This window comes from Agromyces sp. NPDC029043 (assembly GCF_055564615.1).
This window is the reverse complement of sequence record NZ_JBVHVX010000002.1, coordinates 294,431-310,563: the sequence shown is the minus strand read 5'-3', so window position 1 is coordinate 310,563 and position 16,133 is coordinate 294,431. Positions and strand designations below refer to the sequence as shown.

General features: G+C 67.0%; 11 protein-coding genes and 2 pseudogenes. 8 read left to right on the top strand and 5 right to left on the bottom strand.

Annotated elements, in window-relative coordinates:
• Window positions 1-80: 80 nt before the first annotated feature.
• Window positions 81-449 carry a YciI family protein gene (locus ACZ4TW_RS05130; protein WP_465540814.1) on the top strand — a complete coding sequence of 123 codons (369 nt, stop codon included), beginning with the start codon at window positions 81-83 and terminating at the stop codon, window positions 447-449.
• Window positions 450-946: 497 nt separating this feature from the next.
• Here ACZ4TW_RS05130 and ACZ4TW_RS05125 read toward each other — a convergent pair whose 3' ends face one another.
• Both ACZ4TW_RS05125 and ACZ4TW_RS05120 read right to left on the bottom strand, forming a co-directional pair.
• On the bottom strand, window positions 947-1,477 hold the full coding sequence (locus tag ACZ4TW_RS05125; protein ID WP_465540813.1) for a hypothetical protein: 531 nt from the start codon (window positions 1,475-1,477) through the stop codon (window positions 947-949).
• Window positions 1,478-1,537: 60 nt separating this feature from the next.
• Window positions 1,538-1,945, bottom strand: coding sequence for a hypothetical protein (locus tag ACZ4TW_RS05120; protein WP_465540811.1), 408 nt, complete (start codon window positions 1,943-1,945; stop codon window positions 1,538-1,540).
• Between the two features lie 123 nt (window positions 1,946-2,068).
• Between ACZ4TW_RS05120 and ACZ4TW_RS05115 the strand changes: the two are divergent.
• The 5 genes and pseudogenes from ACZ4TW_RS05115 to ACZ4TW_RS05095 form a co-directional block, all read left to right on the top strand.
• Window positions 2,069-2,422 (top strand): annotated as a pseudogene (locus tag ACZ4TW_RS05115) (DUF2510 domain-containing protein); the annotation flags it as partial.
• Window positions 2,323-2,598, top strand: a pseudogene (locus tag ACZ4TW_RS05110) (TM2 domain-containing protein); the annotation flags it as partial. The pseudogenes ACZ4TW_RS05115 and ACZ4TW_RS05110, both read left to right, overlap by 100 nt.
• 42 nt (window positions 2,599-2,640) lie before the next feature.
• Complete coding sequence (locus tag ACZ4TW_RS05105; protein WP_465540809.1) at window positions 2,641-3,486, top strand: hypothetical protein; 846 nt, start codon at window positions 2,641-2,643, stop codon at window positions 3,484-3,486.
• A 102-nt stretch (window positions 3,487-3,588) separates the two neighbouring features.
• Entirely contained in the window at window positions 3,589-4,299 is a 711-nt protein-coding gene (locus ACZ4TW_RS05100) for a DUF6011 domain-containing protein (RefSeq protein ID WP_465540807.1), read from the top strand.
• Window positions 4,300-4,497: 198 nt separating this feature from the next.
• Window positions 4,498-7,053, top strand: coding sequence for a GmrSD restriction endonuclease domain-containing protein (locus tag ACZ4TW_RS05095; protein WP_465540805.1), 2,556 nt, complete (start codon window positions 4,498-4,500; stop codon window positions 7,051-7,053).
• A gap of 44 nt (window positions 7,054-7,097) precedes the next feature.
• On the opposite strand, the gene ACZ4TW_RS05090 is transcribed toward ACZ4TW_RS05095, so the two are convergent.
• Window positions 7,098-8,669, bottom strand: a complete 1,572-nt coding sequence (locus tag ACZ4TW_RS05090) for a hypothetical protein (RefSeq protein ID WP_465540804.1) — start codon at window positions 8,667-8,669, stop codon at window positions 7,098-7,100.
• A 58-nt stretch (window positions 8,670-8,727) separates the two neighbouring features.
• Window positions 8,728-10,980, bottom strand: coding sequence for a 3'-5' exonuclease (locus ACZ4TW_RS05085; protein WP_465540802.1), 2,253 nt, complete (start codon window positions 10,978-10,980; stop codon window positions 8,728-8,730).
• 103 nt (window positions 10,981-11,083) lie between these two features.
• On the opposite strand from ACZ4TW_RS05085, the gene ACZ4TW_RS05080 reads away from it, so the two are divergent.
• Together ACZ4TW_RS05080 and drmD are read left to right on the top strand one after the other, a co-directional pair.
• Window positions 11,084-12,271 carry a DNA cytosine methyltransferase gene (locus ACZ4TW_RS05080; RefSeq protein ID WP_465540800.1) on the top strand — a complete coding sequence of 396 codons (1,188 nt, stop codon included), beginning with the start codon at window positions 11,084-11,086 and terminating at the stop codon, window positions 12,269-12,271.
• 50 nt (window positions 12,272-12,321) lie between these two features.
• Window positions 12,322-15,513 carry a DISARM system SNF2-like helicase DrmD gene (gene drmD, locus ACZ4TW_RS05075; protein WP_465540798.1) on the top strand — a complete coding sequence of 1,064 codons (3,192 nt, stop codon included), beginning with the start codon at window positions 12,322-12,324 and terminating at the stop codon, window positions 15,511-15,513.
• A gap of 245 nt (window positions 15,514-15,758) precedes the next feature.
• Here drmD and ACZ4TW_RS05070 read toward each other — a convergent pair whose 3' ends face one another.
• Complete coding sequence (locus ACZ4TW_RS05070) at window positions 15,759-16,046, bottom strand: hypothetical protein (RefSeq protein ID WP_465540796.1); 288 nt, start codon at window positions 16,044-16,046, stop codon at window positions 15,759-15,761.
• Window positions 16,047-16,133 lie beyond the last annotated feature (87 nt).

Genomic DNA, 16,133 nt, shown 5'->3' with positions numbered 1-16,133 from the left:
AGCGCGATGTCGATCAACGCGCTTCCCGTTCGACGTCTGAAGTGAGGGCGACATCCGCCCATTCACGAGAGGACGCTCCCATGACCCAGTACTTCCTGACCATGCCCCACGACTCGGCCGAGGAGCCGACGATGGAGTCCATGAGCCCGGACGAGCTCGCGGCCGTGATGACGGCGGTCGACGAGTTCAACAACGCGCTCATCGAGTCGGGCGCGTTCCGGTTCGCCGGCGGGCTGCACCCGCCGTCGACGGCGAAGACCGTTGACGCCAGGCACGACGAGCCGCGCGTGCTCGACGAGCCGTTCGTCGAGGCGTCCCTCTACGTCGGCGGGTTCTGGGTGATCGAGACCACCGACGAGACGGCGGCCGTGGAGTGGGCGACGCGCGCTTCGCGGGCGGTGCGCAGCCCGATCGAGGTGCGCGCGCTTCAGGAGGCACCGGCGACGTAGGTCGGTCGGCGTCGCCCGGTGCCGGTTCGTCCACAACGCTGCACCGGGCGCATGACTACCGACCGAACCGCGTCAGCGCCTTCTCCGCGATCCGATCCAGTTGCTTCGCCGTGAGGCGGCCGTCGAACGCGCGCGCCTCCTTCGCGATCGCCGCGACCAGCTCGCGCCGCCCGCGCCGCGGGCATCGAGGTGCCCATCGACGACCAGAAGAGCTACCTGTTCAAGTACCGCCGGCAGACGGTCACGACATCGGCGACAAGGAGCTCGACGAGCTGACCGACGAGCCGGGGCTGGCGCTGGTGCTGGGCACGGATGTCACGCCCTCGACGGAGATCCCGAAGCGGCCGCCGATCCGACGAACTCCTCGCCGAAGGGGTTGCGCAGCGTGATATCGGGGCTCGTGAAGTTTGAACTAATGGCTCAGCCCACTGGCCGGCGTTGGCGGGACTCCACCTCGCACCAACCCGCGATCTGCGATCGCCATTATCAATGTGGACTCAACCGGATGTCGCATGCTCCGCGGTGTTCGGGAGCCGGGCCGCGCGTGCGTACGCCGGAAGCTCTGGTTCGAGTGGCCTCAATAATGGGCGCAGCTCGTTATCGAGTATCGCCTCGTCGTTTGGCGAGAGTTTCAGGAGCGATGTCCTGAGCGTCGCCGACCATGCTCGCTTGTTCGGGAATACATCGAGGACGTCGACGAACTCCGCGAGGACCACGCCCGTGGGGTATGGGGCGACGCCATCGATATTGAGCGGCACCCGGAGCTCGAAGTCTCGGCCCGCGATGGTGATCGGCTCGTCGAGTACGTACGGCTCGGCCGCCACCTCAGCGGATGCGAGAAGTCGTCCGCGATCGCGCGTCGGATTCCGCCACGCGCCCCTCGTCGCGTAGATGAACAGTCGGTCACCGCGTTCGAGTGCACTTCCGGCCGCCAACCGTGCCGCACCGAATGCGGTGGACCGCTGCGACAGAATCCAGTACACCGCCTCGCGGTCCCCCACGATGTTGAGATACGCCGACCGGGCCATAGCTTGATTCTCGTCTTCACACTGGCAGTCGGGTTGGAATCGGATCCGCGCGAGGCGGAATCATCGAACGAGCTGCAGCATCGGCGAGCGCGGACCATCACGCCGCCGAGCCCGCCGATCCCGGTACCGCGCGTGCCGCTCGTCCAGCTGCGCGATCCGACGCCGCAGCACCGTGAGCAGCGCGACGACATGCCGCCGCCGATGCGGCTCCAACGCGCCGGCGGCGTCGAGCACACCGGCCCGGTCGGCGAGTGAGCGGAGCCGCGTCACCGTGTCGCGCCGCCATGCCTGGTAGGCGTCGTCCGGCCGGGCGGCGAGCCGGTCGAAGCGGTCGTCGATGATCGCGAGCCGCAGTTCGAGAGCCTGCACGTCGGCATAGAACTGCGGGCGATCGATGTGGTCGACCGAAATGCCGGCCGAGCGAAGCTGCGCCTCCATGCGAGCGCTGAGAGGTGAGTCCGAGCCCATGTCGGTGCTCCTTGCTGACTCCAGCCGTAGCCGAAGATTCCGACGGTAGGGAGAGCCACTGACATCCGCTTCCGAGGCCGTCTCGGCGAGCTCGTGACCACTTGTGGGGGTGATTCCGCACGAATGGCCGATCACTCGTCCATTCGGCGGGGCCGGATGGCGCCTCCAACGCCTCCGACCCCGTCTCCACGTCGGACCGCCTCAGTAACGTCGGTCAGCTGTCGACCCGACAGCGATGCGGACCTGCATTCGACGCATCCGACACCGCAGCGAAAGAGAACGATCATGACCGACTCGACGACCACCCCGCCCAGCGGGGCTCAGTCCGACGCCCCAGAGCCCGCGACTTCGGCCGGAGCCAATGCTGCCGCTGCCGCATCCGAATCGACCGGCACGCCGGCCGGCTGGTATCCCGACGGCAGCGGCGTTCAGCGCTACTTCGATGGAAGCGTCTGGACGGAGCACACGGCCCCGCTCGACGCGACCGCGACCGGCGCAGCGACGACGACCGCCGATCAGGCAGCCGCGCCGTACGGCTCCGCTGCGGCGAGCGCCGACGGAAGCCCGCCCAAGTCCTTCATCGTCACCTGGCTTTCGCCCTCCTCCTCGGATTCTTCGCCGTCGACCGCTTCTATCTCGGCAAGGTCGGCACCGGGCTCACGAAGCTCTTCACGCTCGGCGGCCTCGGCATCTGGGTGCTCGTCGATCTGATCCTCGTGCTCGCCGGCACCCAGCGCGACAAGCTCGGCCGCCCCCTCGACGGCTACGCGAAGCACCGCACGATGGCGTGGATCGTCACCGGCGCCGTGCTCGTCATCTCACTCATCGTCAACGGCGTCGGCGCGGCGAACCGCGCCGCCGAGACGGCGTCGTCGGAACCCGCAGCGAGCGCGACCGCCGCCGACGATGCCGACGAAACCGAAGCGGATGCCGCGTCTGCGCCTGAACCGGAGGAACCCGCCGCACCGGCCATCCAAGAACTCGCGGTCGTAGAGACCGCCTTCGGCAAGGACATCGACTCCGACACCTGGTGGTACGCCGTCGTGCTGGAGAACCCCAACACCGTCTACGTGTTCCCGTCAGCCGGAATCACGGTGGAGGCTGTCGACGCGAACGGCGTCATCCTCGACTCGGGCAACGAGTACACCACGGTGCTGCAGGGTCGGACCGTGGTCGTCGGCGACTTCTTCTCGGTCGGCTCAGGCACGATCGCGAAGCTCGATGTGCGTGGCCCGACGAGCGCCGCCGCGACCTCCGCGCCGGGCGCCGAGACCGGATCGTTCGCGGTGTCGGAGATCGCGACCGCGGCGGAGTACGGCTGGCTGAACGTGACAGGCAAGGTGACCTCGACCTTCGGAGAGGACCAGGATCTCGTGAAAGTCGCGGTGATCGCCCGGGATGGAGCGGGCACGATCGTCGGCAGCGACTTCACCTTCATCGACCGCCTGCCGGCGGGCGGCACGGCGCAGTTCGAGTCGTCGTTCTGGAACCTCGAGAACCTGCCGGGGGATGTCACGTTCGAGGCGTTCGCGACGCTGTAACACGAAAGGGGCCGGCCGCTCGCGTAGCCGGCCCCGTCGAGCGCAACCGGCAGCCACGCGCACTATGCCTCCTGCAAGGCCGCACGAACGCCGATGTGAAAGATGAAGGAGATGATGTGCCTGAAGTGGGATGCTCTGGCCCTCGAAGTTCGGCGGATCCTTCACGATCCATCGACCGACGCGCTCCTCATTGCGGTCAGCGGGCCCGGCAGGAGCCGATTGCCAATGCGATTCGACCTCGTACGGATCCAGGAGCGCGTCGAGTTCTGGCTGTCGACCGTCCCGCCCACGCCGTACTTCCGTGCGAAATACCTCATCACGGGGGCCGAGGCAGTTCGGGATGGAGCAATCGCAACACTCGACTTTGTCTCGTCACTCGCCGACGCATCTGCAGACGCAATGGTCCTGTGGCGCTGTGATGACTGCAACGCCGCCGCCGCGATACTGCGGACCACTCTCGACGATGCGATCGGCGTCCCGGCAGACCGAGTGCGACTCGAGGCGCTCGAATGCCCACCCGCCGAAATCGAGCGACGCGTCGGCGGCCAGGTTGCGATGATCCGGCGGCATGTCGAGCGTCGCTCCCGCGGCATACCCGCGCGGCTCTGCGAGAAGTGCGGTCAACCACTGAGCGATCCCGAGAGCGTTCGGATAGGAATCGGACCCGAGTGCCTGAGGTACTACTCCGACGACGTGATCAACAGCATTCGTCGTGGCCGCATCCCGGACTCCGACCTCGCACGGGCGAAGGCACCGCGGGAGTGGCTCGCGACGGTCGGAGAATACTTCTCCGGTCGAACAAGTAGGTCCTAGCGATCGCCGAGCTCCTCGCTCGATGAACGCGACGGGCGGGCGAGAAGCACGCCTGAGTATCCGCTAATCCGACGCCCCGACAGGGCAAGATGAACGAGTGCGACACCGATGACGGATTCGGTTCGAAGAATCCGGAGTACCCGAACATAGCGATGCTGTCGAGCAGTCGAGGTGACCTGCTCGCGAAAGGCCGATGACATGGATGTACAGGAAACGCGCCTCCGCGAGGTGCTGCAGGGACAGACGCAGTATCGTGTGCCGCTCTATCAGCGCCCGTACTCGTGGACGCTCAAGCAGCTCGAGCGCATCTGGGCCGACATCGTCGAGCTCGCCGAAACGCACCTGACTTCGCCATCGGCGACGCACTTCACCGGGTCTCTGGTCCTCTCAACCGGTCAAATCGGCCCGAACGGGACCGAGTTCCTCGTCGTCGACGGCCAGCAGCGGCTCACCACGCTGAGTATCCTGATTGCGGCGATGCGAGACCACTACGCGGAAACAGAACCAGATGATCTCGCCCAGATCGCCCGGCTCGAGGAGACATTCCTCATCGACCGTTTCAAGCAGGGCGACGCGCGCCTGAAACTGCTGCCGACCCAGGCCGACCGTCCGGCATACCGGTCGATCGTCGCCGGGTCGATCGATCAGTCGGCACCGTCGGGGCTCCTCGAGGCGTACCGCTTCTTCAGGACGAAGCTGCGCCTCGCCGACGACCCGCACGACATGCCGCGCATCGAGGGCGCGGTGCTCAACGGACTGGTGTTCGTCGCGATCACCGCGAAGGGCGACGACAACGTCTACCGGATCTTCGAGTCGCTCAACAACACCGGGATGAAGCTCACCCAGGGTGATCTTCTCCGCAACTACCTCTTCATGCGAGCCGGCGATCGCAGCGAGGAGGTCTACGAGACCTGGTGGCTGCCGATGCAGAAACTGCTTTCGCCAAGCGATCTGGAAGCCTTGTTCTGGATCGATCTGATCTGGCGCAGCCCGGACTCGAAAGCCGGGGACATCTACTCCGGCCAGGTCGAACGGCTTCGTCACCTCGACCGGGAGCGGGTGATCGACGAGGTCAAGCGATTCAAGCGTCTCGCCGAGCTCTTCGCGATCTACAGGGATCCCTCGCTCGAGCAGAACGAGACTGTCGCCAATCGACTCAGGCGGGTCAAGAGTTGGAGCATCGGCTCGATGGATGTGCTGGTGCTGTTCTGGTTGCGCCTCCGCGACGACGGCGTCATCGACGACATGGACGTCGCGAATGCGCTCCACCTGATCGAGTCGTTCCTGGTTCGAAGAATCGTCGTCGGGGCACCGGCGAACTCGCTTCCGAGGATCTTCAATCGAGCGGTTACCGAGCTCGGTGAGACGCCCTCCGTGGACGCGCTCCGTCGCTACTTCACCGTAGGTCGAAAGTTCTTCGCGACCGACGCGCAGATTACGGAAGCAGTCCTGTCTAAGCCGTTCTACTACCAGGGCCGACCGAATCAGCGGAAGACGGTGCTCGCTTGGCTGGAGGAGGCTACTCCGGTCACCTTCCTGGGCATCGAGCGCGCGGGGCGAGAGCTCGCGGATGTCTCCGAGACGAGCATCGAACACGTCATGCCCCAGACGCTCAGCTCTGCATGGCGCGATGCGATCGCCAGCCAAACCGATGATCGATCCGTCGATGAGGTGCACGAGGAGTTGCTGCACACGCTGGCGAACCTGACCCTGACGGCCTACAACTCGGAACTCAGCAACCGTCCCTTCGCCGAGAAGCGCGAGCTTCTCGGGTCCTCGGGTCTTCGGATGAACCACGAGATCGCCGCCCGCGAGACCTGGGGGCCGCAGGCGATTTTCGAACGCGGCCGAGTGCTCGCTGAGCGGATCGTCACGACATGGGTCGGCCCGTTGGCCGAGACGGACTCGAGCGACTCCGGCGTGAGCTGGAAGATCGCCATCGATGCGGTCGGCGCCATCCCCGACGGCCGCTGGGCGAGCTACGGGGATGTAGCGGCGATCGCGGGAACGCACCCGGTCCCGCTCGGCCAGTTCCTCGCTACAAAGCCTGTCCCCGGGGCGTACCGCGTGTTGCAGGCCGCAGGCACTGTTTCCCCGAACTTCCACTGGACTGCAGACAGCGAGCACGCCGGCGATGACATCCATGAACTGCTTCGACAGGATGGGATCGACTTCGACTCGGAACTCCGCGCTTCCCAGGAGCAGCGATTGCGCGTGTCCGAGCTCGCCGAGCTCATCGGCCTCTCGGTTCGATCGGATGTCGAGCCGCAGACCGAAGAAGAGGGTGCCGAGCGCACAGCGTTCATGACGCAGCTGACGGCGAACCAGCCGCCCACGACCATCCACGGGGTGATCGAGCTGCTCGACGCGTGGGAACGACTGGGTGGTCACCTGACCTACGGCTCGGGGGAGGATCTCGCATGCATCCTCCAGGCACCTACCGGCCCTGCTCGACCCAAGCACCTCTGGCCGATCGCACTCTATGCGTCCGGGTACGTCGAGGTTGGATTCCAGTACCTGGTCACTCGTCCGCCCTTCGACGAGCCCGAGCTCCGCGACGAGCTGCGCATTCGGCTCGGGGAGGCGGAGGGCGTCGACCTTCCGCTCGACAAGCTGAGCAAGCGCCCCTCCTTCCCGCTCGACGTACTCGACGACCGCGGAGATCGAGAGCGGATCACCGAGGCACTCGAATGGTTCATGAGCGAACTCGACCGCTACGACCAGGAAATGGCCACGAAGGAGACGGCAGCGTAGGGACGGTACAGGTGGCACCGCTTCGATGGGCGGTGCTACCCGGCCTACGGGGTCAGACTCTTCCGTCCCGCCGCCGACGGCGGAAGGTCCGCGAGCATGGCCTTGCGCTCATCCGTTGGAATGGCCATCCGTTCGGCGAGCAGCGCCCCGAACCCCCTGATGGACTGATCCGCGGCGGCCTCCTTGCCGAACCGCCAGGTGAAGTTCTCGTCCTTGGTGATGAGGTCGATCTCCGCGCGCCCCGCGGCAGCCTCATCGCGTACGCGGACGTATCGAATCTCGCTGTTCGGGACGGACTGCCGCAGGATCCCGTGTCGGCGGAACTCCGACAGGTCCGCGAGCAGCACGCGCTCCTGAGTGACCGCAACGAGCATCCGAGGCTGAACCGCCGCTGGCAGCGGGACCCCATTGCCGCGCTCCTGCGCGGCGGCGATCGCGTCGAGCTCCTCGTCGCCATTCAAGTGCCACCTGAGAATGCGAAGGTCCTGGTCGAGCTGATCGACCTCGTCGACGAGGCAGGTATTCGGCGACTCGAGCGGAGCGGGCTGAGTCTGCACAGACGTGGAGAGCTTCGCGACGGCGACGAGCAGTTGCTCGGCCATCTTCGCCACATCCCGGGCACTCCGTCGCGCTCCGCTGAACGGGATGGTCCGCTTGCCGGGCAGTTCCGCGAGGATCTGCAGTTCGCGGTTGAGCGCGTCGAGGACCTTCGACATCTGCTCGACGATCTCGTCGTACTCGTTTCGCGCGTTGTCGACGATCGTCTCGAGCAGCTTCTCTTCCCGAGGATCGTCGATCGCATCGAGTCGTGCACGACCGGCGCGCAGCGCCTGGTATTCGAACCAGGCCTTGTGTGCCAGAAGGAGACTGAGGAGATCGAGCAGTATGGCCTCGCCGTTCTTCTCGATGTACTGGCGGCGTTCCTGATGCCCCTTGCGCTTCGCCAGTTCGGCCGAGTGCGACTCGACATGCCGACGGAAGAGGTCGCGCTGCTTCCGGAGGGCCGCTTCGTAGCCGGCGACGTTGTCCCACACGCCCTTTGTGACGTGACCGACCGACTCCGCCTCGGCCAAAGCCTTGCTCACCGCCTGTTCCAGACCGGTGAGCTCAGCCCACTGCTCGTGCCGGACCGTCTTCAGCACCGTCTCCGTCAGGGCGAGGTTCTGGCGTACGAGCTTCGAGATCTCGCTGAGCTGTATCTGAATGGCGATCATGGCGATGGCCGGCCCCAGGCTGGCAAGCACACCAGCGGCTCCAGCACCCGTTGCAGGGAGCCACCGAACCTGGGCCGCGAACTTACCGTTCTGCGCTGCCAGGACACCGATGTTGTAGCCACCACTCTGAATGGGGGTCAGCCCGGCCTGCATCATCTTCACGGTTTCCGGAGCAAGCCGGACCAGTCCCTGGGCCTGCGCGAGGCCGTTCGCGAGCTGCCCGCCGACATTCAGGATCGAACTCGCCCCGGCGACGGCATCGACGATGGCAGCCCGGTCATCAGGCGAGATGAGACTGAACGGAATCAGCTCGAAGCCGTCTGGCACGTCCCCGAACACGAGCGCTGTGCCGGGACCCACCTCGACCAGTGCCGACGTAACCTCGTCAGGATCGACGCTCACTCAGTACCTCCTCGGGTTGGATACGCGCGGGCGACCGTGCGGCGCTCGCAGGTAAGTCTCATGCATTCGGGACGTCCACCCCGCGCGGAGTGTCGCGACGCCCAAGGAGGGACGACGGCTCCCCCGCCCACGACACGACGAGCTCGTCCCGTGCTCGACTCGCCGCCACGTACAACAGCGACCGCTCGCGCAACATCACATCTTCGATCTCGTCCGCCGGGGCGTTGGCGAGCATCACCGGATTCGGCATGACCCCGTCGGAGACGTCGTACAGCACGACCCGGCTGAACTCCTGCCCCTTCGCGGTGTGCATCGTGAGTGCGACGGGCGTGTCGCCGTTGAGGCTCGGCGCCTTGATGTGATTGATGTGCACACCGCGCTGGCTCAATTCGGCGCGCACCTTGGCCGCCCCGACGTTGCCCCTCGCGAGCACCGCGATCGTGGCGGGGTCGACGCCATCGTCGATCCACGACCGGATCGAGCGGGCGATGCCGTCATGCAGCTCGTCCGCATCGGCACACGCGAGCGCTCGCGGCGTCGGGCCGCGCCGAGCCGAGCGATATCCGGCGAGCGAGACCTCATCGCCCTCCGGGTCGAGGTACTCGGCCCCCGCGAGCACGCCGAGCGCGTATTGCAGGTTCTCCTCGGTCGTCCGGTAGTTCAGCGTCAGGCGACGCGAGCGCCCTCGAATCGGGATGCCGTACCGGAGCAGCACCACATGCTCGCCGTAAATGCGCTGGTGGCTGTCCTCGGCGATGAACATGTCGTCAACACCCGGGCGCACGAGCGATCGCAGCATCTGCCAGTGCGAGGGAACGAGATCCTGGGCCTCGTCGACCAGCAGGTGGTCTGCGAGCGCCCGCTCTGTGTCACCGACCGAATCGAGCCACACCGAGGCGATCGACGCGAGTTCGGCCCACGTGAGCTCGTTCGCGGTACGGAGCTGCCGGCGGTATTCCTCGGTCGTCCGCCAGACCTCGACTCGCTTGCGCCGGTCGAGCGCGACCTTGCGACCCGGGCGACGGATGGCGAAGTACTCCTCGGCCTCCGTGACCCTCGCCGGCAGCACGACCTGCACGTACTCGTGCTCGAAGAACGACTCGTTGAGCAGATCGGGCGGAAGGTCGGGAGCCGCGGCATCCATCGCGGAGGCCCAGCGATCGTGGTTGCCGATGATGGACTTCGCGAAGCCGATCGTCTCACCGAGGACCGCCACAGCGGCCGCCCCGAAGCCCTTGCCGGCCCGCGACCGGACCATGGCCGAGAGCTGATCGACACCTCGAACGAGGATGCCGCGCTCCCCCAGCGCCGACGCGAGGGGGAGATCGGGGTCGAGCCTCGCGAGGTCGCGCTTGAGATTCTCGGCGAGCGCCCGCGTGTACGTCGTCAGCACTACGGATGCTTCGGGGTTGCGGCGCATCAGGTGGCGAGCCCGATGGAGCAGCACGACCGTCTTTCCCGTGCCGGCTCCGCCCGAGAGGCGGTAGGACCCGTTCCAGCTTCCAGTCGCGTACCGATCCTGTTCCGGGTGGAGGAACACCCGCCAAGAGCCGAAGTCGCCCTCCTCGATGATGCGACGCAGCGATTCGTCGCTGTCGATGTAGGTGAACTGCATCTTCGCGGCCGGGTGTTCTAGCGCCCGCAGGATGCGGTCGTCTTCGCTGAGCTGTGCGAGTTCGGCGGCGTCGGGCGCCTCGTCGAAGCCGAGGTCGGTGCGGATCTTCTCGAGCTCGTCGCCGAACGCCAGCCCCAGGGCGGCCATCTGCTGCCACATATTCGGGAAGCGCTCGGCGACGTCGGTGACCGCTTCCCGGGTCGTCGCGGCGAGAAGTGCACGAGCGGATGCCTCGTCGAATCCCAGCACGTCCGTGAGGTCGGCGAGTGAGTAGTTGTAGCTGCTCTCTAGGTACGAGACCGGCGGCGCCCCGCCATCCGTCGCCGGCTCGTAGTGGACAGGTTGCACCGGGAACGCGACATCGACGATCTGGGCGATGCCGTTGATGGGATTGCCCTCGAGCCGCCGCGTCTTGGCGAGCATGTTGCCCTCGTCGTGCGGCCACGTGCCGGCGTAGACGTACGTCCGCAAGCCCTCGCTCGAATCGAACCGGAACAGCACCGCCCGCCAGCCCTGCGTGACTCGGCCCGTCCGTGCGCGCGGGTCGGCGGCATCCGTCATCGGCTTGATGCGCAGACCGTCAGCGGTGTCGTCCTGGCGCAGTTTCTTGATGAACGCGGCCTCGCGGATCTCGACGGCCTTGTCGAGCTTGGGCGGCTTGAGCCCCTTGAGGTCGGTCCAGAGCACGTTCGGCATCGCACGGCGCTTTCGTTCGGGTCAGGGCTGTGGGCCACATCGTATCGGCCGGGGGCGACGTGGGGGCTCGGGCACGACGCTGGTCACCGCTATCGTTCAAGACGTGGAATGGGCGACGGATGCGAGAACCGATCCGCACCCGCTGCGCGAATCGGTTCGGCCGGACTTCTCGGTCGGGGATGCGCCCCTTCGCGTCGTCGATCTCTTCGCCGGCTGCGGTGGCATCACCCTGGGTATCGCCCAGGCCGCTCTGGCCGCCGGCCGCGGCCTGGACATCGCGCTCGCCGTCGACTTCGAGGAGCAGGCGACGACGACCTTCCGACGGAACTTCCCGTCGGCGACGCGAGTCGAGACCGCCCCCGTCCAGGACTTCTTCGACGGCGCGATCGGCTCCGACCCGTCGCTCGCAGAGCACCGGACCGCCAGAGAGGTCGGCCAGGTCGACATCCTCGTCGGCGGTCCGCCGTGCCAGGGGCACAGCAACCTGAACAATCACACCCGCCGCGTCGACGAGAAGAACGCGCTCTACCTCCGGATGGTTCGGGCTGCCGAGGTCCTGAATCCCGAGGTCGTGCTCATCGAGAACGTCCCCGCCGTGCTCCGGGACCGCCACGCCGGCCGCGGAGTCGTCGAGCGCGCACGTGAAGCACTCACCGCCCTCTGCTATCAAGTCGCCGATCAGGTGGTCAGCTTGGAGAAGCTCAGCGTCGCCCAGACGCGACGACGTCACATCCTCCTGGCGACGCGGGAGGGCTCGGTCTCGCCATCAGCCATCTTGGAGACCCTCGGTGCCGACGCGGTCGAGCACGACCTCGCCTGGGCGATCGGCGACCTCGTCGACGTCGCACCGACGAGCATGATGGACCGCCCCCCGCAGGCGAAGGCGCCGAACCTCGCCCGCATGCAGTGGCTGCTCGACAACGACGTCTACGACCTGCCCAATCACCTCCGCCCCGAGTGCCACCAGGGCGACCACACGTACAAGTCGATGTACGGGCGCCTGCGCTGGGACGAGCCGGCCCAGACCATCACGAGCGGCTTCGGCAGCATCGGGCAGGGCCGGTACATGCACCCCGACCTCCCCCGCGCGCTCACCGCGCACGAGGCCGCCCGCATCCAGGGCTTCCCCGACTACTTCGACTTCTCGACCTGCACGACGCGCAGCGCCCTCGCCACGATGATCGGCAACGCTGTGCCCCCACAACTGGGCACAGCGGTCGTTTCCTCTCTCCTGACCGCGGGTGCGTTCGGCAGTATGGAAAGCGTTCAACCAACGTCCGCCCTCGCGTAGCAGCACGTCGGTACGAGCAACACCGCCCCCTACCGGCGAAGGAGCATCGCATGGAAGCGACGACGATCGACCCGACCTCGGCGACGAGTCTCGAAGTGCCCGAACCTGGCCAGCTCGTCAATGTCCGCGGCGCCCGCTGGTCGGTGACGGATGTCTCGGCGCAGTCCCTCCCCCGCAGCAGCGCCGACGACGGCCGCGCCGAACTTCAGCACGCCATCACGCTGCAATCGGTCGAGGAGGAGCACTACGGCCGCGAGCTCACGGTGATCTGGGAACTCGAGCCGGGCCGCAGCGTGGTGCGCGAGCAGGGGTTGCCCGTACGGATCGACCCGACGAAGTTCGACAGTCCGACGACGTTCGCCGCCTACGTCGACGCGCTGCGCTGGGGGGCACTCACGAGCGCCGACCCCCGCACGCTGCAGGCGCCGTTTCGTAGCAGCGCGACGGTCGAGGACTACCAGCTCGAGCCCTTGCGGCGGGCGCTCGAGTCGCCGCGCGCCAACATGCTGCTCGCTGACGACGTCGGCCTCGGCAAGACCATCGAGGCGGGCCTGGTCATCCAGGAACTTCTGCTCCGGCACCGAGCGCGTTCGGTCATCGTCGTCTGCCCTGCGGGCCTCCAGTTGAAGTGGCAGGAAGAGATGCGGGACAAGTTCGGCCTGAGCTTCGAGATCATCAACTCCGAGACGATGAAGACGTTCCGTCGCACGTTCGGCGTGCACGCGAACCCGTTCCGGGTCTACCCGCGCGTGATCGTGTCGATGTCATGGCTGCCGTCGCCGCGGGCCGAGCGGATGCTCGACGAGGTGTATGCGAGCGTCCGCGACTCGGGCACCGCGATGCACCGCGCATTCGACGTACTCGTCGTCGACGAGGCCCACCACGTCGCGCCGGCGACGCCGAGCCGAGGTGCGAACGATCAGAAGGCCCGGTACGCGATCGACAGTCAACGCACGGTCGCGGTTCGACGACTCGCCGAGGTGTGCGAGCACCGGCTGTTTCTGAGCGCGACACCGCACAACGGCTACACCGAGTCGTTCACCGCCCTGCTCGAGATGATCGACCAGCAGCGGTTCGCCCGAGGCGCCGACCTCGACGAGCAGGCGCTCCGCGAGGTCGCGGTGCGACGGCTGAAGCGCGACCTGCCGAAGAAGGGCTTCAAGCCGCGCGAAGTCAAGCCGCTGCACTTCGAACCGACCGCCAGCGAGGCGGAAGCCTACGAGCGGCTGATCGCGTTCACCAAGCGGCGCAACGCCGCCGTGAAGCAGGAGAGGGGAAGGCGCGCCTCCGATCTGGCGACGTTGATATTGAAGAAGCGGTTCTTCTCGTCTCCGGTGGCATTCGCCTCGACGGCCGAGGCGTATCTCGCCGCGCGTGGTGACGACGCGCTCGAGATCCCCGACTACGATGACGTGCTCGGCGAGGAGGCCTCCGACGAGGAGGAGGGCCGCGTCGAGCAGCCCGAGCTCGAGGCGCTCCGCTCCGCAAAGCGCGCGCAGCTCGCGCTCACGGGTCAGGATGTCGCCGACCTGGAGTGGCTCATCGACTGGGGAAACCGCCACGAGGGGCGGCCCGACAGCAAGCTCGAGGCCTTGCTCGGGTTGATCGAGGGCGTTGTGAAGGTGCCCGGTCTCGGCTGGGGCGACCAGCGCATCGTGATCTTCACCGAATATGTCAGCACGCTCGAGTGGTTGCAGGCGGTGCTCGAGGCGAATGGCTTCGGCGGCGACCGGGTCGCCGTGATTCATGGTGGAACGCAAGTCGACGATCGCGAAGACATCCGCGCCCGCTTCACCGCTCCCCCTTCCAGCGAGCCCGTGCGCATCCTGCTCGCGACGGATGCCGCGGGCGAAGGCATCGACCTGCAGACCTACTGCCACCGGCTCGTGAACTTCGACATCCCGTTCAACCCGAACCGGCTCGAACAGCGCATCGGACGTATCGATCGATACGGACAGCTGCAGACTCCGCTCATCTGGCATCCGCAGGCCGCGGGCGGCGCGAGCGACTATGCGAAGGATGTCGACCTGCTCGCTCGGGTCGCGCAGAAGCTCTCGCAGGTACGGCGCGACATCGGCTCGGCGAACGAGATCATCGCCCCCGACCTGCAGCGCGAGCTCGGCTTCGAGGAAGGTCCGGCGCGCAAGCAGAAGGTCGCTGCCGGCGAGCAGGTGATCAACACGGTGCTACAGGAAGAGCACACGCTGAGTCGCGACCTGACGAAGCTCGCCGAGCGGTTGGATGTCTCGCGCGATCGGATGCATCTGCACGAACAGAACCTTCTCCGGGTGATGTCGGAGGGGCTTCGCGTCTCGGGGCAGCCAGAGCTCATCGAGGTGGATGATCCGCGCGGGGAGGGCGTGCTCTACGAGGTGCCGAAGGGGCTCTCGAAGTCGTGGGTGCCGGCCCTCGAGGGGCTCGACACCCGCCTGAATCGCGGCGTCTATCGCCCGCTCACCTTCGACGAACACCGGGCGCGCGCACTGCCGGAGGCCGTGTTCGCGCACCTGGGGCATCCGCTCGTCCAGCGCGCGGCCCGCGAATTGCGCAGCCAGGTGTGGACTCGCACCGACCGCGTGCGGGGCATCAGCGCGGTCGTGGTCGACGGACTCGATCAATCGTTCGCTGCCGGGGTCGCACGGCTCGTGCTCGTCGGCGAAGGCGGCGTGCGACTGCACGAGGAAGTCTTCCTCGCCGGCACGCGGCTCTCGCGCCGTCAGGAACTCGGCATGGAGAAGGCCGAAGACTTGCTGAGCTCGGCACTCAACGGATCCCGTCTGTCGGCGCCGGGCGCGAAAACGCTGCAGATGCTGGCGTCGAGATGGAACCAAGACGGGAATGACCCCGATGGCGTCGGCGCCCGCGTGGCCGCCGCCGTTGCGACACGGGCCGAGCGCCGCCGCCGTGAAGTTTCCGACGACCTCGCGGCCCGCCGCGAAGCCGATCTCGGTGCGGTCGATGCGATCTTCGCACGCTTCCGCGGCACGCTCGACGAGACCCTCGCGCGTGCAGACGAGCAGCGACGTGCGGGCGAGGAGATGCTCTTCGAGCTCCCCGACGAGAAGCAGCAGCGCGAGCGCGATCTCGAGCGCGTGCGGAAGCGCCTCGTGACGCTCGACGACGAGCAGCGGGCCGAGCGCGATTCGATCGAGCGCCGGTACCGAAACGTGACCGCGCACACCTTCGTGGCGGCGCTCGTTTTCGCCCTGACCCCCGACGACGTGCGAAAGCTGGAGGCGTAAGTGGCCCAGAACGACCCGTGGGAGTGGCTGTCGCTGGTCGACGCCGACGGTCCATTCTTGTCGAAGGCGGCGCTGCGATCCTTCTACAAGCACGGGCTCCCCAAAACGGATGCCTTGGTCGATGACGTCAACGCGACGTTCGTCGACGAGCACACGCGGTGGATGAACGCGTCGACAACGTCTGATTCCGATGCTGCGAATCAGGCGCGCGAGCGCTGGGTCACCGCGGTGCTACGCGACCTCCTTCAGTGGGGCGACGAGCTGAACCTCCAGCCGTCGCCGACTTTGGTCGCCCATTCGCCGAACAGCGCAGTGACGGTGTCGCCGTGGGCGACCCTCGAGACGGATGGCTCGCCGCGCGCGCTCGTCACGGTCGTCGACCGCACGCCGAACCTTCGTGCGACCGGCACCGACGGTTGGTCCGCCAACGCCATCGATCGCATGGCCAATCTGCTCCGCGAGACGGGCGTCACGGTCGGCATCGTGACCGATGGGCGCTGGTGGGCGCTCGTCTCGGCGGCGAAGGACATCACGACGGCAGGCGGCGTGTGGGACGCTCAGCTCTGGCGGGAGGAGCGACCGAGTCGCGACGCGTTCTTCGCCCTTGCGGGATTCGATTC